15 protein-coding genes and 3 tRNA genes are annotated in these 20,677 nt (G+C 68.2%); 15 read left to right on the top strand and 3 right to left on the bottom strand.

Annotation, left to right across the window (positions count from 1 at the left end):
- Nucleotides 1–27: 27 nt before the first annotated feature.
- Entirely contained in the window at nucleotides 28–1,047 is a 1,020-nt protein-coding gene (locus tag ACYJSS_RS14990) for an outer membrane protein assembly factor BamD (RefSeq protein WP_111259759.1), read from the bottom strand.
- A 148-nt stretch (nucleotides 1,048–1,195) separates the two neighbouring features.
- Between ACYJSS_RS14990 and rluD the strand changes: the two genes are divergently transcribed.
- The 3 genes from rluD (at nucleotide 1,196) to clpB (ending at nucleotide 5,625) form a co-directional block, all read left to right on the top strand.
- On the top strand, nucleotides 1,196–2,167 hold the full coding sequence (gene rluD / locus ACYJSS_RS14985; protein ID WP_373874029.1) for a 23S rRNA pseudouridine(1911/1915/1917) synthase RluD: 972 nt from the start codon (nucleotides 1,196–1,198) through the stop codon (nucleotides 2,165–2,167).
- A complete protein-coding gene (pgeF, locus tag ACYJSS_RS14980) occupies nucleotides 2,167–2,892 on the top strand; it encodes a peptidoglycan editing factor PgeF (RefSeq protein WP_111259761.1) in 726 nt (241 codons plus the stop codon). Before rluD ends, pgeF begins: the two co-directional genes overlap by 1 nt.
- Nucleotides 2,893–3,060: 168 nt before the next feature.
- Entirely contained in the window at nucleotides 3,061–5,625 is a 2,565-nt protein-coding gene (clpB, locus tag ACYJSS_RS14975) for an ATP-dependent chaperone ClpB (protein WP_111259762.1), read from the top strand.
- Nucleotides 5,626–5,682: 57 nt separating this feature from the next.
- Here clpB and ACYJSS_RS14970 read toward each other — a convergent pair whose 3' ends face one another.
- Together ACYJSS_RS14970 and ACYJSS_RS14965 are read right to left on the bottom strand one after the other, a co-directional pair.
- Nucleotides 5,683–6,015: a PilZ domain-containing protein gene (locus ACYJSS_RS14970; RefSeq protein ID WP_111259763.1), complete on the bottom strand. Its 333-nt coding sequence runs from the start codon at nucleotides 6,013–6,015 to the stop codon at nucleotides 5,683–5,685.
- Nucleotides 6,016–6,024: 9 nt separating this feature from the next.
- A complete protein-coding gene (locus tag ACYJSS_RS14965) occupies nucleotides 6,025–8,328 on the bottom strand; it encodes a DUF1631 domain-containing protein (protein ID WP_236204760.1) in 2,304 nt (767 codons plus the stop codon).
- A gap of 201 nt (nucleotides 8,329–8,529) precedes the next feature.
- On the opposite strand from ACYJSS_RS14965, the gene ACYJSS_RS14960 reads away from it, so the two are divergent.
- The 12 genes from ACYJSS_RS14960 (at nucleotide 8,530) to ACYJSS_RS14905 (ending at nucleotide 20,657) form a co-directional block, all read left to right on the top strand.
- Nucleotides 8,530–8,605, top strand: a tRNA-Asn gene (locus ACYJSS_RS14960).
- Nucleotides 8,606–8,614: 9 nt separating this feature from the next.
- Nucleotides 8,615–8,691: transfer RNA gene (locus ACYJSS_RS14955), tRNA-Pro, on the top strand.
- Nucleotides 8,692–8,703: 12 nt separating this feature from the next.
- A tRNA-Lys gene (locus ACYJSS_RS14950) sits at nucleotides 8,704–8,779 on the top strand.
- A 584-nt stretch (nucleotides 8,780–9,363) separates the two neighbouring features.
- Complete coding sequence (locus ACYJSS_RS14945; RefSeq protein ID WP_111259765.1) at nucleotides 9,364–10,689, top strand: 3-dehydroquinate synthase II; 1,326 nt, start codon at nucleotides 9,364–9,366, stop codon at nucleotides 10,687–10,689.
- Nucleotides 10,690–10,698: 9 nt separating this feature from the next.
- The gene (locus ACYJSS_RS14940; RefSeq protein WP_236204759.1) at nucleotides 10,699–11,496 is read left to right on the top strand and encodes a class I fructose-bisphosphate aldolase; all 798 of its coding nucleotides are present in this window, start codon (nucleotides 10,699–10,701) and stop codon (nucleotides 11,494–11,496) included.
- 55 nt (nucleotides 11,497–11,551) lie between these two features.
- Nucleotides 11,552–13,993, top strand: a complete 2,442-nt coding sequence (locus ACYJSS_RS14935; RefSeq protein ID WP_236204758.1) for an AMP-binding protein — start codon at nucleotides 11,552–11,554, stop codon at nucleotides 13,991–13,993.
- Between the two features lie 34 nt (nucleotides 13,994–14,027).
- The gene (locus ACYJSS_RS14930; RefSeq protein WP_236204757.1) at nucleotides 14,028–14,741 is read left to right on the top strand and encodes a methyltransferase; all 714 of its coding nucleotides are present in this window, start codon (nucleotides 14,028–14,030) and stop codon (nucleotides 14,739–14,741) included.
- A gap of 22 nt (nucleotides 14,742–14,763) precedes the next feature.
- Nucleotides 14,764–16,494 carry an FAD-dependent monooxygenase gene (locus ACYJSS_RS14925; RefSeq protein WP_236204756.1) on the top strand — a complete coding sequence of 577 codons (1,731 nt, stop codon included), beginning with the start codon at nucleotides 14,764–14,766 and terminating at the stop codon, nucleotides 16,492–16,494.
- A gap of 36 nt (nucleotides 16,495–16,530) precedes the next feature.
- Nucleotides 16,531–17,256, top strand: a complete 726-nt coding sequence (locus tag ACYJSS_RS14920) for a cupin domain-containing protein (protein ID WP_236204755.1) — start codon at nucleotides 16,531–16,533, stop codon at nucleotides 17,254–17,256.
- Between the two features lie 35 nt (nucleotides 17,257–17,291).
- Complete coding sequence (locus ACYJSS_RS14915; protein ID WP_111259771.1) at nucleotides 17,292–18,056, top strand: SDR family oxidoreductase; 765 nt, start codon at nucleotides 17,292–17,294, stop codon at nucleotides 18,054–18,056.
- A 53-nt stretch (nucleotides 18,057–18,109) separates the two neighbouring features.
- Complete coding sequence (locus ACYJSS_RS14910) at nucleotides 18,110–19,828, top strand: GMC family oxidoreductase (RefSeq protein WP_236204754.1); 1,719 nt, start codon at nucleotides 18,110–18,112, stop codon at nucleotides 19,826–19,828.
- 58 nt (nucleotides 19,829–19,886) lie between these two features.
- Entirely contained in the window at nucleotides 19,887–20,657 is a 771-nt protein-coding gene (locus ACYJSS_RS14905) for an aldolase (RefSeq protein WP_111259773.1), read from the top strand.
- The last annotated feature ends 20 nt before the right edge of the window (nucleotides 20,658–20,677 follow it).

Raw genomic sequence — 20,677 nt, 5'->3', positions numbered from 1 at the left:
CCTCTTCTTCGATCGCCGTGGTCGTTCTCAGTCGAAAACGCCGAAGGTCATGTAGCTGAACCAGGAGCGGTCGCCGCTGCTGTTGGCTTCCGCTTCGTGCTGTTCTTCCTGCACTTCCTGCTGGTTCTCGGGTTTGAGCTCATCCGGGATTTCTTCCTGGGCGTCTTCGTACTGCTTGATCACGTCCTGGTTGGCGCGGGTCTCGCCCGGGGGCAGCGGCGGCTCGCTCTCGATCAGCCCGAGGGTCGCCTTGGCCAGCCAGGAGCGGTTGTCGGCCTCTTCCTCGCGCGGCACGAACTGGCCATCGACCAGGTTCGGGTGGTCGGGGTAGTTGAGCTTCAGGGTTTCCAGGCTGGTTGCAGCCAGGTCGTTCAGGCTCAGGCGCTGGTAGGCCTCGACCATCACGGCCAGGCCGTCACCGACGGACGGGGTTTCCTGGAAGTTCTCCACCACATAGCGACCACGGTTGGCGGCGGCGACGTAGGCCTGGCGGGTCAGGTAGTAGTGGGCGACATGGATTTCATAGGCGGCCAGCAGGTTGCGCAGGTAGATCATGCGCTGCTTGGCGTCGGGCGCGTAGCGGCTGTGGGGGTAGCGAGTGGTCAGCTGGGCGAACTCGTTGTAGGAGTCGCGGGCCGCACCCGGGTCGCGCTTGGTCATGTCCAGCGGCAGGAAGCGGGCGAGCAGGCCACGGTCCTGGTCGAAGGAGGCCAGGCCCTTCAGGTAATAGGCGTAGTCGACGTTGGCGTGCTGCGGATGCAGGCGGATGAAACGCTCGGCGGCGGACTTGGCGGCCTCGGGCTCGACGTTCTTGTAGTAGGCGTAGATCAGTTCCAGTTGGGCTTGCTCGGCATAACGACCGAACGGATAGCGGGACTCGAGGGCCTTGAGCTTGGATACGGCGCTGGTATAGCTCTTGTTGTCCAGGTCGGCCTGAGCCTGCTGGTACAGCTCGGACTCGCTCAGGTTCTCGTCCACCACTTCTTTGGAGGAGCAGGCGGCGGTAAGGGCGAGAATGGCGATCAGCAGCAGGTGTTTCACTTGCATAGCGGCTTGCGTCCCTGTGACGGCTGGCTGTCTTGGGCGGAGCCGTCCTGTTATGATGGGCGCCCTGGGCTCCCCCAGGACAAAGACGCCGTATTTAACCACAAGCGCGTGGCCGAAACCAAAGGCTGCGCCCCCGCCGTTTTCGAGCATGTCCCCAATTATCAAGCAGGTCATCCAACTCAGCGCCGAGGTGCCGTCCGAACTGGGCGGGCAACGCCTCGATCAGGTCGCTGCACAGCTCTTCGACGAGCATTCGCGTTCGCGCCTGTCCGCCTGGATAAAGGACGGGCTGCTCACGGTCGACGGCCAGGTGCTGCGCCCGCGCGACACCGTCCATGGTGGTTCCTTGCTGGAGCTCAATGCCGAGCAGGAATCCCAGGGCGAGTGGGTGGCTCAGGACATCGCGCTGAACATCGTCTTCGAAGACGACCAACTGCTGGTGCTGGACAAGCCTGCCGGGCTGGTTGTCCACCCCGCTGCGGGGCATGCCGATGGCACCTTGCTGAACGCCCTGCTGCACCATGTTCCGGACCTGGCCAACGTGCCGCGTGCCGGCATCGTGCATCGCCTGGACAAGGACACCACCGGCCTGATGGTCGTGGCCAAGACCCTGGAAGCGCACACCAAGCTGGTGGCGCAGCTCCAGGCCCGCACCGTCAGCCGCATCTACGAGGCCATCGTGGTCGGCGTGATCACCGCTGGCGGCAAGGTCGATGCTCCCATCGGTCGCAGTTCGCAGCAGCGCCAGCGCATGGGCGTGGTGGCCGGCGGCAAGCCTGCGGTCAGCCACTATCGCGTGCTGGAGCGGTTCCGCTCGCACACCCATGCACGGGTCAAGCTGGAAACCGGCCGCACGCACCAGATCCGCGTGCACATGTCCTACGTGAACTTCCCGCTGGTGGGCGACCCCGTCTACGGGGGGCGCTTCCGCATCCCGCCGGCCGCCAGCCCCACGCTGGTCCAGACCCTCAAGGACTTCCCCCGCCAGGCCCTGCATGCCCGCTTCCTCGAACTCGATCATCCGGTGACCGGCGCGCGCATGAAGTGGGAATCGCCGCTGCCTGACGACATGGTCTGGCTGCTGACCCTGTTGCGCCAGGACCACGAGTCCTTCACCTGATGGATGACTGGCTGACGCCCGACTGGCCCGCCCCCGCGCGGGTCCGTGCCCGCGTCACCACCCGTGCCGGCGGTTGCAGCCAGGCACCCTTCGACAGTTTCAATCTCGGCGATCACGTCGACGATGATCCCGCCGCCGTGGCGCACAACCGCGCACGGCTGGTCAGCGCCCTCGGCTGCCAGCCCGCCTGGCTCAGCCAGGTGCACGGCGTGCGCGTGGTCGAGGCCGATCCTTCGCGTGTCGAGGTGGCCGACGCCAGCTGGAGTTCGACGCCCGGTATCGCCAGCCTGGTGATGACCGCCGATTGCCTGCCCGCCCTGTTCTGCGACCGCGCCGGCTCCCGTGTCGCCGCAGCCCATGCCGGTTGGCGCGGGTTGGCCAACGGCGTGCTCGAGGCGACCCTGGATGCCCTCGACCGCCCGGCGGACCAGGTACTGGTCTGGCTTGGACCGGCCATCGGCGTCGACGCCTTCGAGGTCGGCCCGGAAGTGCGCGACACCTTCGTCGCCCAGCATCCACAGGCCGCAGCCGCTTTCCGACCCAGCCACAATGAAGGCCGGCTGATCGCCGACATCTATGCCCTGGCGCGCCTCCGCCTGGCCGCGCGTGGCGTGACCGCCGTCTACGGCGGTGGCCTGTGCACCGTCAGCGACCCGCGTTTCTTCTCCTACCGCCGCGCCTCCCGCACCGGCCGTTTCGCCAGCCTCGTCTGGCTCGCCGACTGACCCACCCCGGCGTATTTCCCCGCCGCCGGCCGTCGCGGACTGACCCGAGTCAAGGTCCGCCGGCTTGAATCGCCCAGAATCGTCCTTATCTAGACTGCATCTCGGCGGGCTTCTCGTCTTCGGGGCCTTCATCGCTCCAGCCCGCTCTTTAAAGGAAGGACTGCCCTCATGCGAATCGACCGTTTGACCAGCAAGCTGCAACTGGCGCTATCCGATGCCCAGTCCCAGGCCGTGGGCCACGATCACCCGGCCATCGAACCGTTTCACCTGATACTCGCCCTGCTCGACCAGCAGGGCGGCTCCATCAAGCCCCTGCTGATGCAGGTGGGCTTCGACATCGCTGCCCTGCGAAGCGCCCTGACCAAGGAGCTGGACGGGTTGCCGAAGATCCAGAACCCCACCGGCGACGTGAACCTGTCCCAGGACCTGGCGCGCCTGCTCAACCAGGCCGACCGCCTGTCCCAGCAGAAGGGTGACCAGTTCATCTCCAGCGAACTCGTGCTGCTCGCCGCCATGGACGAGAACACCAAGCTCGGCAAGCTGCTGCTCGGCCAGGGCGTGACCCGCAAGGCGCTGGAGAACGCCATCGCCAACCTGCGCGGTGGCCAGGCGGTCAACGACCCCAATGTCGAGGAATCCCGCCAGGCGCTGGACAAGTACACCGTCGACCTGACCAAGCGCGCCGAGGACGGCAAGCTCGACCCGGTGATCGGCCGTGACGACGAGATCCGTCGCACCATCCAGGTCCTGCAACGCCGCACCAAGAACAACCCCGTGCTGATCGGCGAGCCCGGCGTCGGCAAGACCGCCATTGCCGAGGGCCTGGCCCAGCGCATCGTCAATGGCGAGGTGCCGGATGGCCTCAAGGACAAGCGCCTGCTGTCCCTGGACATGGGCGCGCTGATCGCCGGCGCCAAGTTCCGCGGCGAGTTCGAGGAGCGCCTCAAGGCGGTGCTCAACGAGCTGTCCAAGCAGGAAGGCCGCATCATCCTGTTCATCGACGAACTGCACACCATGGTCGGCGCCGGCAAGGCCGAGGGCGCGATGGACGCCGGCAACATGCTCAAGCCCGCGCTGTCCCGTGGTGAGCTGCACTGCGTCGGCGCCACCACCCTGGACGAATACCGCCAGTACATCGAGAAGGACGCCGCCCTCGAGCGCCGCTTCCAGAAGGTCCTGGTGGACGAGCCCAGCGAGGAAGACACCATCGCCATCCTCCGAGGCCTCAAGGAGCGCTACGAGGTGCACCACGGCGTGACCATCACCGACGGCGCCATCGTCGCCGCCGCCAAGCTGTCGCACCGCTACATCACCGACCGCCAGCTGCCGGACAAGGCCATCGACCTGATCGACGAGGCCGCGAGCCGCATCCGCATGGAGATCGACTCCAAGCCCGAAGCCCTGGACCGCCTGGAACGCCGCCTGATCCAGCTGAAGATCGAGCAGGAGGCCCTGAAGAAGGAGGACGACGACGCCGCCCTCAAGCGCCTCGAAAAGCTCAAGGACGATATCGCCCGCCTGGAACGCGAGTACGCCGATCTGGAGGAGATCTGGAAGTCCGAGAAGGCCGAGGTACAGGGCTCGGCGCAGATCCAGCAGAAGATCGAACAGGCCCGTCTGGACATGGAGGCCGCCCGTCGCAAGGGTGACCTGCAGCGCATGGCCGAATTGCAGTACGGCATCATCCCCGACCTCGAACGCAGCCTGCAGATGGTCGACCAGCACGGCAAGACCGAGAACCAGCTGCTGCGCAACAAGGTCACCGACGAGGAGATCGCCGAGGTCGTGTCCAAGTGGACCGGCATCCCGGTATCGAAGATGCTCGAAGGCGAGCGCGAGAAGCTGCTGAAGATGGAATCCGTGCTGCACAAGCGCCTGATCGGCCAGGACGAGGCGGTCGTCGCCGTATCCAATGCCGTGCGCCGCTCGCGTGCGGGGCTGTCCGATCCGAACCGGCCCAGCGGCTCCTTCCTCTTCCTCGGCCCGACCGGCGTCGGCAAGACCGAGCTGTGCAAGGCGCTGGCCGAGTTCCTCTTCGACACCGAGGAGGCGCTGGTGCGCATCGACATGTCCGAGTTCATGGAGAAGCACTCCGTGGCCCGGCTCATCGGCGCGCCGCCCGGCTACGTCGGCTACGAGGAGGGCGGCTACCTGACCGAGGCCGTGCGCCGCAAACCCTACTCGGTGGTGCTGCTGGACGAAGTGGAGAAAGCCCACCCGGACGTCTTCAACATCCTCCTGCAGGTGTTGGAGGATGGTCGCCTCACCGACAGCCACGGGCGTACCGTGGATTTCCGCAACACCGTGGTGGTGATGACCTCCAACCTCGGCTCCGCGCAGATCCAGGAGCTGGTGGGGGATCGCGAGGCCCAACGCGCGGCGGTGATGGATGCGGTGGGCAACCACTTCCGTCCCGAGTTCATCAACCGCATCGACGAGGTGGTGGTGTTCGAGCCGCTGGCCCGCGAGCAGATCGCCGGCATTGCCGAGATCCAGCTGCAGCGCCTGCGCAAGCGCCTGGCCGAGCGGGAACTGAACCTGGAGCTTTCCAGCGAGGCGATGGACAAGCTGATCGCCGTCGGCTACGACCCGGTCTACGGTGCTCGCCCGCTCAAGCGCGCCATCCAGCGCTGGATCGAGAACCCCCTGGCGCAACTGATCCTGGCCGGCAAGTTCGCCCCGGGCATCGCCATCAACGCCAAGGTGGAAGGCGAGGAGATCGTCTTCGACTGACCCAGGAGCCGGTAAAGAAAAGCCCCGCATCGCGGGGCTTTTTCATTGGAGCGGGAATCAGATGTGCCGCAGCAGCACCTCCAGGGCGGCCGCCTGGTCTTCCGCCAGGTCGATGATGTGGAAGCCGGCCCAGCTGTGCTGCCCATCGGCACCGGGGCGGCTCCACAGGCAGTCGGCGCCCAGGCGCACCTCGGTGACGCCTTCCACCGGCGTGACCGAGACGATGCGGCATTCCCATACCGAGTCGCTGGCCAGCGGCGATTCGCTGAACAGCATGAACCCGTCTGCGGAAAGGTCCACCACCCGGCCCAGGCGCTGGGCGGTATGCAGGTCGTAGACCTCCAGTTGGAGTTCCGTGGCGTGGCGGCTGTGATGTCGGCGGTCTTCCATGGGGACTCCTTAGCTCGGCTCGGCACTGCGGCCGGTGAAGCGCTGCAGGACGCGGTAGATGGCGCCCAGCGCACGGTCCACCAGCGGTGCGTTGTGTTCCGGGGCGATGATGCGGGCCAGCCCCTGTTCCATCTCGCTGGCCAGCAGCGTGATGGGCTTGATGGCGACGCGCTGGCCGCTGTGGTCGACGAACATGTAGTTGCGCGTGGTCGGGCTGTACCAGGAGAGCTTGAGCTTGCGCCCCTGGCCCTCCTCGACGAATTCGAACCAGGTGTTGAACTCCAGGCTCTCCAGCTCCTTGACCAGCAACTGGGCACGAGGCGACAGGCCCGACGGGCGCGTCGGGGCCAGCAGGCCGGCGTCCTCGCCGAGCATCTCGCTGAGCGGGCTCTTGGGCAGGTCCGGGTTGATCTGGGCTGCCAGTTGCGGCTGCTGGCCCTGCACGGCGTGCTGGCAGGCAACCAGGTCCTGCAACAGGCGGCGGATGCCGTCCTCGTGGTAGCCACCGAGCAGCTCCAGGCCCTTGCGCAGGTCCTCCAGCAGCGCCACGCGCAGGCCCTGCAGGCGCTCGCGGCCCTTGGCATCCAGTGGCGTGCCGCTCCAGGCCAGTTGCTCGGCCACTTCCCGCGAGCGCTGCCATTCCGGGCCACGGTCGCCGTGGCGCAGGAGGACGAAGACCAGCACGTCGCTCCAGGTCTGTTCGAGGAAGTTGCGGATGATGCTCGGCGGCTCGCGCCCGGCCAGCACCCGGGCGATGGCGTCGACCGCCTGCTGGCGGGCGCTGAGCAGCTTGTCGCGACCCTTGGCCGCTTCCACTGCGCGGCGCTCGCGCAGTTCCACCTTGTGGCGCAGGGTGGCGACGTATTCGTTGAACTCCTCCAGCAGGCTGTCGAACAGCTGCAGGTCGCCGATGAAGCCGTGGATGATCCGCTCGACCACCCACTGCATCTTCGCCAGCAGCCCGCGCTCCTCGCCTTCGCCGCCATAGAGCACGCCGGCCTGGGCCATGGTGTTGAGCAGGCGTCGGGCGGGGTGGTGGTGCTGGGTGAACAGCGCCTTGTCCTGCAGCGCCACCTTCAGATAAGGCGTGTGCAGGTGGGAAAGGGCGGTCTTGCAGCTGTCCGGCAGGTTGTCGTCGTCGAGGATGAAGTCGAAGAGCATGCCCACCAGGTCGATGACATCCGCTTCCTGGTCCGAGAGCTTCTGCTGCCCCGGGAGGCTGCTGTGGGTTTCCAGTTGCTCTTGCAGGTCGGCCTTGAGCCCGTCGACCCGCTGCGGCTGCTGCAGGCGCGAGGCGAGTTCGTGGGCCGACTGCTGCTGCAGGCGGTTGAGCGCTTCCAGCAACTCCGCCGCGCTGTAGGTGCGCGTGGCGCCCCGCGGCGCGTAGCTGGCGATGCTGGGGGTGCCGCCGAGCAGCGGCGTATCGAGGTTGCGCTGACGGTGCTCCTCCAGCAGTACGGCCAGGCCACTGAACAGGGCGCCCGGGTCCAGGGGCGGAGGTGCACCGAGGTCGGTCGGCGGTGGTGGCAGCGGCGCGGTCGGTGCGCTCTGGCTGCTGCGGGTGGCTGCGCTCTGGCCGTCCACCGGCGTGCTGCGGGTGACGCCCTGGGCGCGCTGGGCGCTGTACTTGAGGTTGGGCAGCACGCCGGCTTCTACAAGACGCTTGTTGAGCGCGTCATAAAGCGTGTCCAGGCTCTGCATCACATGCTGGTCGAAGAGCATGTAGAGGATGGTCTTGATCCGCAGCGGGAAAGGCGTGGGTTCCAGGGCATCGCGAAACGCCTGGGCGATCGCCTGCGGGCCGAAAGGGTTGCTGTCCTCGCCGAGCTTCTTGCCGTTGTTGAGCAGGCCCAGGCGCTGGTCGAGGGCGAACAGCGACTGCGCGCAGCGGGCCTTGACCCGGCTGACCATGTTGGTGACCAGCAGGCTTTCTTCATAGACCTCGTTCTGCACCAGCTCCAGGTGATCGGCGTCCAGTTCGGCAGCCGTCTCCGGCTTGAAGGTGCCGTCGAGGAACTCGGCGAACCGCTGGGCGATCCGCTGGTGGTAGGCACGTTCTATCTGCGGCCGTTGCTTGCGCACGTCACGCATGCTGTCGAAGAACAGCGTCTGGACCTGGTTGTTCTCGGCCTTCTCGGCACATTCGAACAGGGTGTCGTCGACCTGGGCGAAAACGCCGGTCAGGTGCTCGGCCAGGCGATTCATCACCAGCTTGCGGCAGCTCTGCACCAGATCGCCAAAGCGCGGCTGGATGCCACGACTGGCGAGAATGGCTGGAGGGCGGGGTGGAGGAGGGGTGTCCTGGGTGCTCATGGACTGTCCTGCCGGGGCCGTTTGGCCGGCGGGTCCTGTAAGTGATCTGGGAAAGGCAGATATAGCAGCCGGCCCGGCAACTGCAAAGCATTGTATAAATTCGCTTTTCAGGGGTTGACAGCTCGTTCTGGAAACGTAAAATGGCGCGCCTCAGATGCAGCGAACCACGGTTTGCAGCGGATGAGATTGGAAAGCTGAAGTTCCGCGATAGCTCAGTCGGTAGAGCAAATGACTGTTAATCATTGGGTCCCTGGTTCGAGTCCAGGTCGCGGAGCCAACTTCCAAACGGGGTATAGCGCAGTCCGGTAGCGCGCCTGCTTTGGGAGCAGGATGTCGGGAGTTCGAATCTCTCTACCCCGACCACTCCTTACATATGGGTCGTTAGCTCAGTCGGTAGAGCAGTTGGCTTTTAACCAATTGGTCGTAGGTTCGAGTCCTACACGACCCACCATATTCAGGAATGCGCGGTAGTCAGCAGGCCACCCGCTTCCACGAGAAGCCCACCCATCGAGGTGGGCTTTTTCGTTTCCGCTCCCCCCTTCTACCTGTGCGCACTGGCTCCAGACCTTCAGGGTCCCGAGGTCGCGTGCCTCGCTTGTGCCTGCGGCGTGATGTCGCAGGTCGGTGCATTCTTTTTGGGTCTGGCGTCCGACTCCACGGGACTGGCTGTCCGCCCGTCCCGCGACCCGTTTCCCGGTTTTCCGCCCGCCCCGGCCGGGTCTACGGACGGACCTCCTGTGTCTGCCTGCGGCCGATCCCCCTCAGCGAATACCCCAGCGCCCACATGGTCTTTCCTCGCCACTGCCCCTGGGAAAGACTCCGCTCCACGCAAAAGCAGGCGGTTACGAACCGTTCGTCCCCGCCGGCTTTCCGCACGGTTACCCAGACGCACTACCGCGCCGGGTGCACGAGAAAGGCTCCAGCGGGAGAGGACCTCCCGACCCTGGTAGTGCGATGCAGATGCTCTGCGTCGCGGGTTTCTGGATGCCTCTACATGACCAACCTGAATGGAATGGCTCGCAGCCTGGAGGGAACATGAGCAACGCAAGCGCAGGGGTGAAAGGCAAGGAGGTCCCGGTGATCCGCGAGGACGCCGCCGACCAGGCCTTCGAGACCCCCGAAACGGTATCCAAGCGAACGTCGGTGCGACTCGCCAACATCCGCAGCAACGGCGAGAACAAGCGCACCGCCAACGACAGCCAGCTGGTCTGGTTCGACAGCGCCCAGCTGGCCAAGCGCCGCCCCGACGACGGCATCTTCGTCCGTGTCATCAACTCCCTCTACACCGGCATCGTCCTCTACATGGACAACCTCGCCGAACTGCTCCCCGCCGTCCCCTCGCGCATGCATGCCGTGCTGCGCCTGCGCAACGCGGCCGAGATCAAGGCCTTCCGCGAAAGCCCGCAGTTCGAGGAATTCAAGAAAGGCGCCGCCGCCCGCAACCGCTCCGTCGCCTACAACGATGCCGAGGTCCTGGCCGACCTGGGCCGCGACGGCCTGCTCACCTGCTTCACCAGCTACGTCGACGACCGCGACAGCCTGCTGGCCTCCATCGACCAGGGTTTGCGCTTCAACTACCTGTGGATCCTCTTCCGCGACCCCACCAACATCCCCCTTGAGCTGGTCATCGCCTCGCTGCAATCCACTTCCACCGTGCTGATGAAGGAGATCAAGGCACCGACCGACGTCGACGACGCGATCGTCTCCTACGGGGTGATGGAATACGGCGCCGAAGGGGTGATCTTCTCCCCGCGCGATCACGGCGTGATGAGCGAGTTCCTCGCCCGCATGTCCCAGGCGCAGAGCTACGCCAACCTCGACATCCAGGTCGGCACCGTGATCGAAAGCCGCCCGGTGGGCATGGGCTACCGCGCCTGCATCGACGCCTCCACCCTGTTCGAGCCCGATGAGGGCATGCTGGTCGGCAGCACCTCCCAGGGCGGTGTGCTGTGCTGCCCCGAGGTCTACTTCCTGCCCTACATGGAGCTGCGCCCGTTCCGCGTCAACGCCGGCGCCGTGCACTCCTACGTGTTCAACACCGACAACCGCACCGACTACATGAGCGAGCTGAAGGCCGGCTCGCCGATCATGATCGTCAACTCCAAGGGCCGCGTGCGCCGCGCCGCCGTCGGCCGGATGAAGATCGAGCAGCGCCCGCTGCGCCTGATCGAGGTCGAGTTCCCCGGCAAGGAGCGGGTCAACGTCCTCATGCAGGACGACTGGCACGTGCGCATCTTCTCCGACTCCGCCAAGCCGCTGAACATCTCCGAGCTCAAGCCCGGCGACAAGGTCCTCGGCTACGTCACCGAGCCCGGCCGCCACGTCGGCATCAAGATCAACGAATCGATCATCGAGAAATAGGGGCGCGCCATGAGCTACGTCAGCAGAGTACTGAGGGAGCGGCGCCTGCTGTTCCCGTCCTCGCGGCGCGGATTGATCGTGCCCATCGACCACGGCCTGACCCTCGGGCCCATCGCCGGCATGACCCAGACCGCCGATTTCGAAAAATGGATCGCCAGCGACCACATCAGCGCGGTGATCGGCCACAAGGGCCTGATCGAGCGGCTGATCCTGCGCGACATGCTGCACCCCTCCACCGGGGTGATCCTGCACCTCAACGGCATGGCCAGCATCGCCCCCGAGCCCGACACCAAGATCATGGTGTCGAGCATCGACACGGCGCTGGAGCTGGGTGCCGATGCGGTGTCGATCCAGATCAACTTCACCGAGGACAACTTCCAGCACAACGTCGCCCTGCTCGGTGCCATGACCGACGCCGCCCACAGTGCCGGCTTCCCCATCCTCACCATGCTCTACGACAAGGCGCGGGGCCTCTCTGCCTCGGACCGGCAGAAGCGCCTCAGCCACCTGGTACGGGTGGTGGCCGAGCTCGGATCGGACGCGGTGAAGCTGGCCATGCCCGAATCCGCCAGCGACTGCACCGAGCTGGTGGAAACCCACTGCCGCGACATCCGCATCTTCTTCGCCGGTGGCGAACGCACCGAAGACGAACGCCTGCTGGGGCTGACCCGCTCCATCCTCGCCAGCGGCGCCGCCGGCCTGTGCGTCGGGCGCAACGTCTTCCAGCACCCGCGCCCCCTCGAACTGCTGAGGCGCCTGGCGGACTGCATCAAGGGCGAGACGGAATACCTCAGTCGCGCCGTGTGAACGGAACTCAACTCCACGCGACCGCCACAAGCGGTCAACCCAGGGTGAAAGGTCAATGGATTACCTCGACGACAACGCGGCGCCCACCGGTGCCCGCAACGAATACGTGCTCTCGCCGCTGTGGAAGGACCTCTTCCCCGAGGGGCTGCTGAGCCGGCTCAACGCCAACCCCTTCCTCGTGGCCTGCCGCAACGGCGCGGTCAGCCTCGACCAGGTGCGCCACTTCCTCATCCAGCACCACTACTACTCCCAGTACTTCACCCGCTACCTCTGCGCGCTGATGGGCAGCATCGCCGACCAGGGCGAGTTCAAGTCGCTGTCCTGCAACCTCACCGAGGAACTGTCCGGCGGCGACAGCGTCGACATCTCCCACGCCGAGCTGTACCGCCGCTCCATGGACCTGATGTCGGCCCCGCCGCGCAGCCGCCCCCTGCTGCCCGGCACCCGCCAGCTGATCGACGGCATGTTCCGCCACTGCCGCAGCAGCGACCCGATCGACGGCCTGGCAGCCCTGTGCCTCGGCGCCGAAGCCATAGTCCCGCTGATCTACGGCCCGGTGCTCGACGCCCTGCGCAGCCACAACGCCCCGCGCGAGGCCGAGCACTTCTTCGTCCTGCACATCGAGGAAGACGAGGACCACGCCATCGTCATGCGCGAGATCATCGACCGCATGCTCGTCGAGCGTCCCTACCTGCGCGCCCGCGTCATCGCCATCGGCGAGGAGATGGTGCACCTGCGCATGGCCATGCTCACCGAGCTGGCCCAGGGCCCCAGCGCCCAGCCCCTCGGTGCCGCCAGCACCCTGATGAGTGCGGAGGCCCTGCAGACGCTGCGCGGCGATGCCTCGCTCGGCAGTGGCAACTTCCTCGATCGCTGCCTGGCGCTGAGCACCACGCCCGACGAACCCTTCCTGTACCTGGACAAGCCGTTGACCCTGCTGCGCGGCACGCCGATCGGCGCCCTCGCGCTCAATGACCTGCAGCACCACCGCATGGCCCTGGCCGCCTGGTACCTGGAACAGGGCGTGAAGCCCGGCGACGTCGTCGCGGTCACGGTCGAGGACGGCCTCTCCCCGCTGCTGCACTACCTGGCGCTGACCAGCCTGGGCGCGGCGATCTCGCTGATGAACCCGGCGATGCCCGCGGAGTTCGGCATCGCCTACATGGACGAGAACGGCTTCGAGCGGCTGGTGACCGACACCGCCACCCTGGTGGCCAGTGACTTCGCCCGGCAGTGGCGCGACGCCGGCCGCCCGGTGCTGGATGTCACCCGCACGGCCCTCGACCCGGCACCGCGCATGCCCGCCTGGTGGCCGCTGGAGCCGGAGGATTCCACCCTGGTGATGCTCAGCCACACCTCCGGCACCACCGGCCTGCCCAAGGCGGTGCGCTTCGAACACCGGCAGTTCTTCATGGGCAAGCGCGCCCGTATCGGACGCTTCGCCGAGGGCCCGGACGAGCGCTTCCTCAGCGCCCTGCCGCAATCCCACTCGGCGGCCATCAGCCACCTGGAAACCGCCATCCTCCACGGCATTCCCACCTTCGTCCTCGGCACCCAGCAGGGCCAGGCGCTGCGCGACGCCATCCAGCGTTTCGCACCCACCACGGTCGCTGCGTTCCCGCGCAGCTACGTGCTGCTGGTCGAGGGTGGCATCGCCCATGACGAGTTCCCCACCGTGCGCCGCTGGTTCGCCATGGGCGACGCCTCGCACCAGAGCCACATCCGCCGGATCCTCGAAGGCGCGCCGCAGTCGCGCTTCATCGACGCCTTCGGCAGCTCCGAGCTGGGCATGGCGCTGTTCCGCAGCGAGTCCAGCCTCGGTGCCGTCGCCGCGCAGCGCTGCATCGGCCGCCCGGTGGACATCGCCGTGGCCAAGGTGCTCGACCCGCTCAGCGGCGACGAGGTGCAGCCGGGTGAGGTCGGCCTGCTCGCCGTGCGCTCGCCCACCGTCACCTCCGGCTACTGGAAGCAGCCGCAGAAGACCGTCGACGCCTGGCGCGGCGGCTACTTCCTCACCGGCGACATCGCCTTCTGCAAGGACGGCGAGTTCTTCCAGATCGACCGCGCGGTGGACGTCATCGACTCGCCCGCCGGTGCCCTGCACACCCTCCAGCTGGAGGAAGCGGCGCAGCAGGTGGAGGGCGTATGCGATGTCACCGTGGTCGGTGTCGACCCGGCCCGCAGCGGCGGCGTCGGCCTGCTCGCCCTGGTGCTGCCCGAACGCGGCGCGACCGACGCATCGGCCATCGCCGCCCGGGTGCTGCGCACCCTGCACGAGGCCGCAGCGTCGCGTGGGGCGCTGGTGGCGGAAGGCTTCATCGCCGTCGCCGTGGTCAGCGACCTGGCGTTCCTGCCCGTAGGCGCCACCGGCAAGGTGCTCAAGCGCCACCTGCGCAGCGTCGCCCAGGCCCTGCTGGCCGGGGAGGGAGGGCAGCAGGTGCAGCACCTGCTGCGCCCCGCCCATCGCCAGCTCGCCACCGCCGGACACGGGCTCTGAGCTGCAGGCCCGCCACCACACAAGGAATCCCAGCATGACCCAAGCAACCTACGAGACCGGCGCACTGGCGTCGGTCCGCCAGCGCCTCGCCGCCGCCGAAGCCGAAGGGCAGACGGAGTACGAATGCATGGGCCGCCGTTTCGCGGTGCATGACGGCGTATTCCCGCCGACCCACTTCCAGTCCACCGGCATCTTCACCCGCCACCTGCCCTACCCCCGGGGCGGGCGCCTGCTGGAGATCGGCTGCGGCGCCGGCGTCACCGCCGTCACCGCCGCCCTGGAGGGCTGCCGCGAGGTGGTGGCCAGCGACATCAGCGAGGCGGCCGTGCGCAACACCCGCGCCAATGCCGCGCGCCATGGCGTGACCGGGAAGATGTCGATCCGCCAGGGCGACCTGTTCGAGGTACTGGAGCCGGGCGAGCGTTTCGACGTCATCTTCTGGAACTCCAACTTCGTCTTCGTCGAGGCCGAACACGTCTTCGACAAGGCCATCATGCTCGCCTTCTGCGACCCGGGTTACGCCGCCCACAAGCGCTTCCTCGACGAGGCCCCCGAGCATCTGGCCGAAGGCGGCATGCTGCTCATGGGCTTCAGCAGCCAGGGCGATGGCGGCGCACTGGAGGCGATGCTCGCCGAACACGGCTACGGCTCGCGCCTGGTCGCCTCGGTGACCGGCCAGGGCGCGGGCGCACCGCGCTACGACATCCTCCAGCTCCTGCCGGGTGCGCACGCATCCGCAGGCGCCTGACCGGCAGCGACGGAGGCTCATCGTGAGCACAGGCCAGAAGACCCAGCACGCCGCCGTGGCCATCGTCGGCGGTGGCCCCGTGGGGATGATGCTCGCGCTGTTGCTGGACCACCACGGCGTGCCCGTGGTGCTGTTCAACAGCGAGCGCAACACCCGCTGGCACCCCAAGGGCAACACCCACAACTCGCGCACCATGGAGCACTACCGGCGCCTGGGCCTGGCGGAGGCCATCCGCCGCCTCGGCCTGCCCCTGGACCACCCGCGCGACGTCGCCTACTTCACCCGCCTCAATGCCTGGGAACTTGCGCGCCTGGATATGCCCTCCGAGCGCGAACGCATGGCGGCGGCGCGCGCCGCCGAGGACACCGACCAGGTGCCCGAGCCGCTGCTGCGGGCCAACCAGATGTACGTCGAGCGCTTCCTCCTCGAACACATCCGCACCCGGCCCAATATCCAGCTGCGCTTCGGCTGGCGGGTCAGCGGCTTCGAGCAGGACGCCGACGGCGTGCGCCTGATCGCCGTGGAGAGCGCCAGCGGCGAAGCCCTGGAGCACTGGCACGCCGACTACCTGGTGGGTTGCGACGGCGGGCAGAGCTTCGTCCGCCGCACCCTCGGCATCGGCTACCTGGGGCCGGACGGCTCCAGCGGCGGCTTCCTCTGCGGGCGCATGTTCTCCAGCCATGTGCGTGTCCCAGCGCTGCACCGCGACATCCTCCCCGACCGCAAGGCCTGGATGTACAACGTGGTGGCGCCCGACGCGCGCATGCTGCTGATCAGCCTGGATGGCGAGGACGAGTTCCTGCTCATGACCCAGGCGCGCTCCCATGACGAGATGCCCCAGGACGACCGGGTGATCGCCGCCATCCGCCAGGGCGTCGGTGCCGACGTCGAGGTCGAGGTGCTGGCCCACGCCGTGTGGCATGGCGGCCTGGCCCTGGTGGCCGAGCGCTTCTCCGACCGCCGCGTGTTCCTCGCCGGCGACGCCACGCACCTGTTCTCGCCCACCGGCGGCTTCGGCATGAACACCGGCATCGACGGCGCCGCCAACCTCGCCTGGAAGCTGGCCGCCGCCGTACAGGGCTGGGCCGGGGAAGGGCTGCTGGCGTCCTACGAGCTGGAGCGGCGCCCGGTCACCCTGCGCAACACCGAAGCCGCGCGCCAGCTCACCCAGCGCGTGGGCAAGGTGGAGGTGCCGGCGGCCGTCGAGGCCCGCGGCACCGAGGGCGACCGGGCGCGCGCGCAGCTCGGTGTGTCGCTGCGTGGCTTCCGTGGGCAGTTCACCTCCATCGGCGTCGAACTCGGGGCCCGTTACGACGCCTCCCCCATCGTCTGGCAACAGGGCCAGCCACCGGAGGACGACCCGCTGCACTACCGGCCCAGCACCGTGCCCGGCGGGCGCCTGCCGCACCTGTGGCTGCCCGCCGGCGACGGCACGCGGCGCTCGGTCTTCGACCTGCTCGGCGTGGGCTTCACCCTGCTCCGGGTCGGGCCCGATGCGCCCTCGGTGGAGCGCCTGCGCGAGGCCGCCGCGGCCCGGGGCATCCCGTTGATGGTGGTGGAGCTGCCGGCTGGTGCACGTGATTGCTACCGGGTCGCCCTGTTGCTGGTGCGTCCTGACCAGCACATCGGCTGGCGTGGCGACGAGGTGCCGGAAGACGCCGGCGCAGTACTGGAAAAACTGGTGGGACACGGCTGCGCCGTGCACCCGAAGGAAGGCCAGGCGCTGGTTGGCGTCCTGGGTGCGGTTGGCTAGATCAACGACCGGGTCGACGACCCGCAAGGAGGATGTATGAGTTCACTGGAAGCCGGCTTCGAGGTCGGCGCGGTGCTGGAGCAGGACCTGCAATCCGACTACGCCGAGGATGCCGAGGAGAACGCAGCGGCCTTCGCCCTGATCGAGGACGACCCCGACCCGCAAGTGGTCAACGGCGAGCCGGAAGGCGCCTCCATCCGCTTCGTCAAGACCGGCGAGACCACCCGTGGCCGCTACCTGATGGCCAAGGTGGAGATCCCCCCGGGCTCGGGCCCGCCGCTGCACGTGCACACCCGCACGGACGAGTGGTTCTACGCCCCCGACGGCGGCGTGGTGATGCTCATGGGCACGCGCACCTACACCGACATGGACAACCCGCCGGACGTCTCCGGGCGCGACACCATCCGCATGATCCCCATGAAGAAGGGCGCCATGGTCTTCGGCCGGCGCAACCACATCCACGGCTTCCTCAACATCTCCGACAAGACCGTGATGATGTGGCTGGTGTGGACCCCGGACACCCCCGAAGTGACCCTGAAGGACTACTTCGAATCCATCGCCCGGCCGATCCTCCCGGGCGTCCGTGGCGCGCGCAACAACCCGATCGTGCAGCTCAAGGCGGTCAGCGAGGCGCGCGACTACGGAATGATGTTCAGCACCGACTTCTGGCAATACGCCGAGAAGGTGGAGGAGGGCGAGGCGCCCTTCGGCAAGAACCTGGACGGCCTGATCAGGCTGTTCGAATCCGCCAAGCAGGCGTGAAACACGGGACAACCCAACAAGGAACGAGGTGAGACATGAGTATTCTGGCGAACAAGACCGCGATCGTGACCGGGGCCAGCTCCGGCATCGGCTTCGAGGCCGCGAAGCTCTTCGCGAAGGAGGGCGCCAAGGTGGTGGCCGTGGCACGCCGGGGCGAGGCCCTGGAACGGCTGGTGAACGAGATCACCGCCGCCGGCGGCGTGGCCGTGGCCCTGGCCGGCGACGTCAAGGACGAGCACTGCATGCGTGAAGCCGTGGCCCTGGCGGTGAGCCGCTTCGGCGGCCTGGACATCGCCTTCAACAACGCCGGCTCCATGGGCGCGCTGGGCGCGGTGACCGATATCAGCGTCGAAGGCTGGCACGACACGATCGACACCAACCTGACCAGCGCCTTCCTCTGCGCGCGCCACCAGATCCCCGAGCTGCTCAAGCGCCCCGGCGGCTCGCTGATCTTCACCTCCTCCTTCGTCGGCCACAGTGTCGGCTTCCCCGGCATGGCCGCCTACGCGGCGAGCAAGGCCGGCCTGGTCGGCCTGACCCGCACCCTGGCGGCGGAGTACGGCGCCCAGGGCCTGCGCGTCAACGTGCTGCTGCCGGGGGGCACCGACACCGAGATGGGCCGCGCAGCCGCCTCCACGGCAGAGCAGAAGGCCTTCGTCGAGAGCATCCACGCGCTCAAGCGCATGGCGCGCCCGGAGGAGATCGCCCAGTCGGCGCTGTACCTGGCGTCCGATGCCGCGAGCTTCGTCACCGGTACGACCCTGTTCGTGGAAGGCGGCGTGACCATCACCCGCACGTGAACCGACGGGGGCCTCGCGCCCCCGCTCCAGGAAGCCCCCGTTCAGGAACGAACATGAAGAACCGCAACCCTTTCCCGTCGCTCGACTCGCACGTCGAGGGCGCAGCCGGCTTCGGTCCCTCCGGCCGGCGCGATTTCCTCTCCCGCCTGCTGGCCCTGGGGGCCGGCGCCGGTGCCGCGAGCCTGGGCCTGCTGCCCGCCGCCACGCTGGCCGGCGAGCGCGGTGGCCGCCCCTCCCACCGCCAGGACTACGACTACGTGATCGTCGGCGCCGGCTCCTCCGGTTGCCTGCTGGCCGACCGCCTGTCCGCCACCGGCGCCTCGGTGCTGCTGATCGAGGCCGGCAGCCACCGCATCGACCAGCCGAAGATCCGCGAAGTGGCGCTGTGGCTGCAGAACATCGGCAGCGACACCGACTGGGCCCGCCAGAGCACGCCACAGGCGCAGCTCGACAGCCGCCAGCAGGCGCTGGCCGCCGGCAAGGTGGTGGGCGGCTCCGGCAGCATCAACGCGATGATCTGGCTGCGCGGCGACCCCCGCGACCTGGCCCAGTGGCAGCGCCACGTCGGCGGCCCCTGGAGCGTCGAGGCGCTGCACCGCGCCTACGACGACATGGCGCGGCCGGTGGGCAGCCTCGGTAACGGCCCCTCGCGCATCCGCGTCGGCCGCTATGCCGACCCGCACCCGCTCACTGCCGCCTACCTGGGCGCCAGTGCCGACACCGGCCTGCGCACCATCGAGCTGAACGCCGGCCGCCCGTTGAACGGCGCCGGGGTCACCGAGGTCAACGCCACCGCCGACGGCTACCGGGTCGGCCCGGCCCAGGCCTTCCTGGTGCCGGCCCTGGCGCGACGCAACCTCAGCGTGCTGTCCGATGCGCTGATCACAAACCTGATCATCCAGGGCAACCGCTGCCAGGGCGTGCGCGTGCTGGTGGACAACGCCCTGGTGCAGATCCGCGCCAGCCGCGAGACCATTCTCTGCGCCGGCACCTGCGAGTCGCCCAAGCTGCTGATGCTCTCCGGCATCGGCCCGCTGGACGAGCTGCGTGCCCAGGGCATCCCGGTGCGCCAGCACCTGCCGGCGGTGGGGCGCAACCTGCAGGACCACCTGCTGCTGAGCCTGCAGTACCGCTCCCGGGTGTTCGTGCCGCCGCAGCTGTCCAACGGCGTGTCGACCATGTCGTACTACAGCAACGGCCCGGCGCACCTCGCCCCGGACGTGCAGGTGGCGGGCATGCAGTATCCCTTCGGCCCGCTGCAGGCGCCGGCCGGCGGCTCCTACACCCTGATCCCCTTCCTCGCCAAGCCGCGCAGCCGTGGCCGCGCGCGCCTGGCCGGCACGGACCCGCGCCAGAGCATGCTGCTGGACCCGGGCTACCTCGCCGAGCGCATCGACCGCGACAACATGGTCTTCGCCCTCGAGCGCGGCCTGGCCCTGGGCGCGAGCCGGGCGCTGGCCGGGTTCAACGGTGGCCTCTACCCGGCGGACCCGCTGCGCACCTACGCCGAGAAGCTCGCCTTCATCGCTCGCAACGCCGGCCCCGGCCTGCACTACACCGGCACCTGCTCCGCCGGCCGCGACCCGGCCAGCAGCGTGGTGGATGCGCGCTTCAGGGTCTGGGGCGTGGACGGGCTGCGGGTGGTGGACGCCTCGGTGATCCCCGAGATGCCGGCGGTGAACATCCACGCCTCGGTGCTCAGCGTCGCCCAGCTCGCCGCGCGGGTGCTGGTGGAGGAGCGTCGCTCGCACCACCACGCCGCCACGGCCTGAGCCGGTGCCCGCGCCCTGACCGGCGCGGGCCTTTTCCCAACGAATCCGAGGCACCGCCATGAAGACCCTGCTGGCCGAGAAGGCCGAGTTGATCGACCAGAGCGTCGACGCCATGAAGACCCACCTGGTGGCGACGGAGCGGCCGCTGCGCGAGAAGGTCGCGCTGACCTGCCGCATCCTCTTCACCCACGGCCACGATTCCGGCCTCGCCGGGCAGATCACCGCGCGCACCGAGACCCCGGGCCGCTACCTGACCCAGCGCCTGGGGCTGGGCTTCGACGAGATCACCCCGGCCAACCTGCTGGAGGTGGACGAGGACCTGGTGGTGATGGCCGGCGACGGCATGGCCAACCCGGCCAACCGCTTCCATTCCTGGATCTACCGCGCGCGCCCCGACGTGAACTGCATCGTCCACACCCACCCCATGCACGCCAGCGCGTTGTCGCTGCTGGAGCGCCCGCTGAAGGTGGCGCACATGGACAGCTGCATGCTCTACGACGAGGTGTCCTTTCTCGCGCGCTGGCCGGGCGTGCCGGTGGGCAACGAGGAGGGCGAGCTGATCGCCTCGGTGCTGGAGCACCGTCGCGCCGCGCTGCTCGCCCACCATGGCCTGGTGATCGCCGCGCGCAGCGTCGAGGAAGCCTGCGTGCTCGCCGTGCAGGTGGAGCGCACGGCGCGCATGCAACTGCTGGCCGAGGCGGCGGGGGAGATCCGCGACATCGACCCGGCCCTGGCCCGCGAGGCCCACGACTGGATCCTCCAGCCCACGCGCAGCCGCGCCACCTTCGACTATTTCGCCCGCCGCGCCCTGCGCGAGCTGCCGTTCTGACCCATCACCCTTTCCTGCGA

It is taken from the genome of Pseudomonas sp. No.21, assembly GCF_054558415.1.
This window is presented reverse-complemented; position numbering and strand designations above follow the sequence as displayed.

What these genes read in the sequence shown, in the direction of transcription:
- clpB (WP_111259762.1), top strand. Translation starts at nt 3,061, where the DNA reads ATGCGAATCGACCGTTTGACCAGCAAGCTGCAACTGGCGCTATCCGAT.
- ACYJSS_RS14910 (WP_236204754.1), top strand. Translation starts at nt 18,110, where the DNA reads ATGAAGAACCGCAACCCTTTCCCGTCGCTCGACTCGCACGTCGAGGGC.
- ACYJSS_RS14970 (WP_111259763.1), bottom strand. Translation starts at nt 6,015, where the DNA reads ATGGAAGACCGCCGACATCACAGCCGCCACGCCACGGAACTCCAACTG.
- ACYJSS_RS14920 (WP_236204755.1), top strand. Translation starts at nt 16,531, where the DNA reads ATGAGTTCACTGGAAGCCGGCTTCGAGGTCGGCGCGGTGCTGGAGCAG.
- ACYJSS_RS14945 (WP_111259765.1), top strand. Translation starts at nt 9,364, where the DNA reads ATGAGCAACGCAAGCGCAGGGGTGAAAGGCAAGGAGGTCCCGGTGATC.
- ACYJSS_RS14990 (WP_111259759.1), bottom strand. Translation starts at nt 1,047, where the DNA reads ATGCAAGTGAAACACCTGCTGCTGATCGCCATTCTCGCCCTTACCGCC.
- ACYJSS_RS14915 (WP_111259771.1), top strand. Translation starts at nt 17,292, where the DNA reads ATGAGTATTCTGGCGAACAAGACCGCGATCGTGACCGGGGCCAGCTCC.
- ACYJSS_RS14905 (WP_111259773.1), top strand. Translation starts at nt 19,887, where the DNA reads ATGAAGACCCTGCTGGCCGAGAAGGCCGAGTTGATCGACCAGAGCGTC.
- ACYJSS_RS14930 (WP_236204757.1), top strand. Translation starts at nt 14,028, where the DNA reads ATGACCCAAGCAACCTACGAGACCGGCGCACTGGCGTCGGTCCGCCAG.
- rluD (WP_373874029.1), top strand. Translation starts at nt 1,196, where the DNA reads ATGTCCCCAATTATCAAGCAGGTCATCCAACTCAGCGCCGAGGTGCCG.
- pgeF (WP_111259761.1), top strand. Translation starts at nt 2,167, where the DNA reads ATGGATGACTGGCTGACGCCCGACTGGCCCGCCCCCGCGCGGGTCCGT.
- ACYJSS_RS14965 (WP_236204760.1), bottom strand. Translation starts at nt 8,328, where the DNA reads ATGAGCACCCAGGACACCCCTCCTCCACCCCGCCCTCCAGCCATTCTC.
- ACYJSS_RS14940 (WP_236204759.1), top strand. Translation starts at nt 10,699, where the DNA reads ATGAGCTACGTCAGCAGAGTACTGAGGGAGCGGCGCCTGCTGTTCCCG.
- ACYJSS_RS14935 (WP_236204758.1), top strand. Translation starts at nt 11,552, where the DNA reads ATGGATTACCTCGACGACAACGCGGCGCCCACCGGTGCCCGCAACGAA.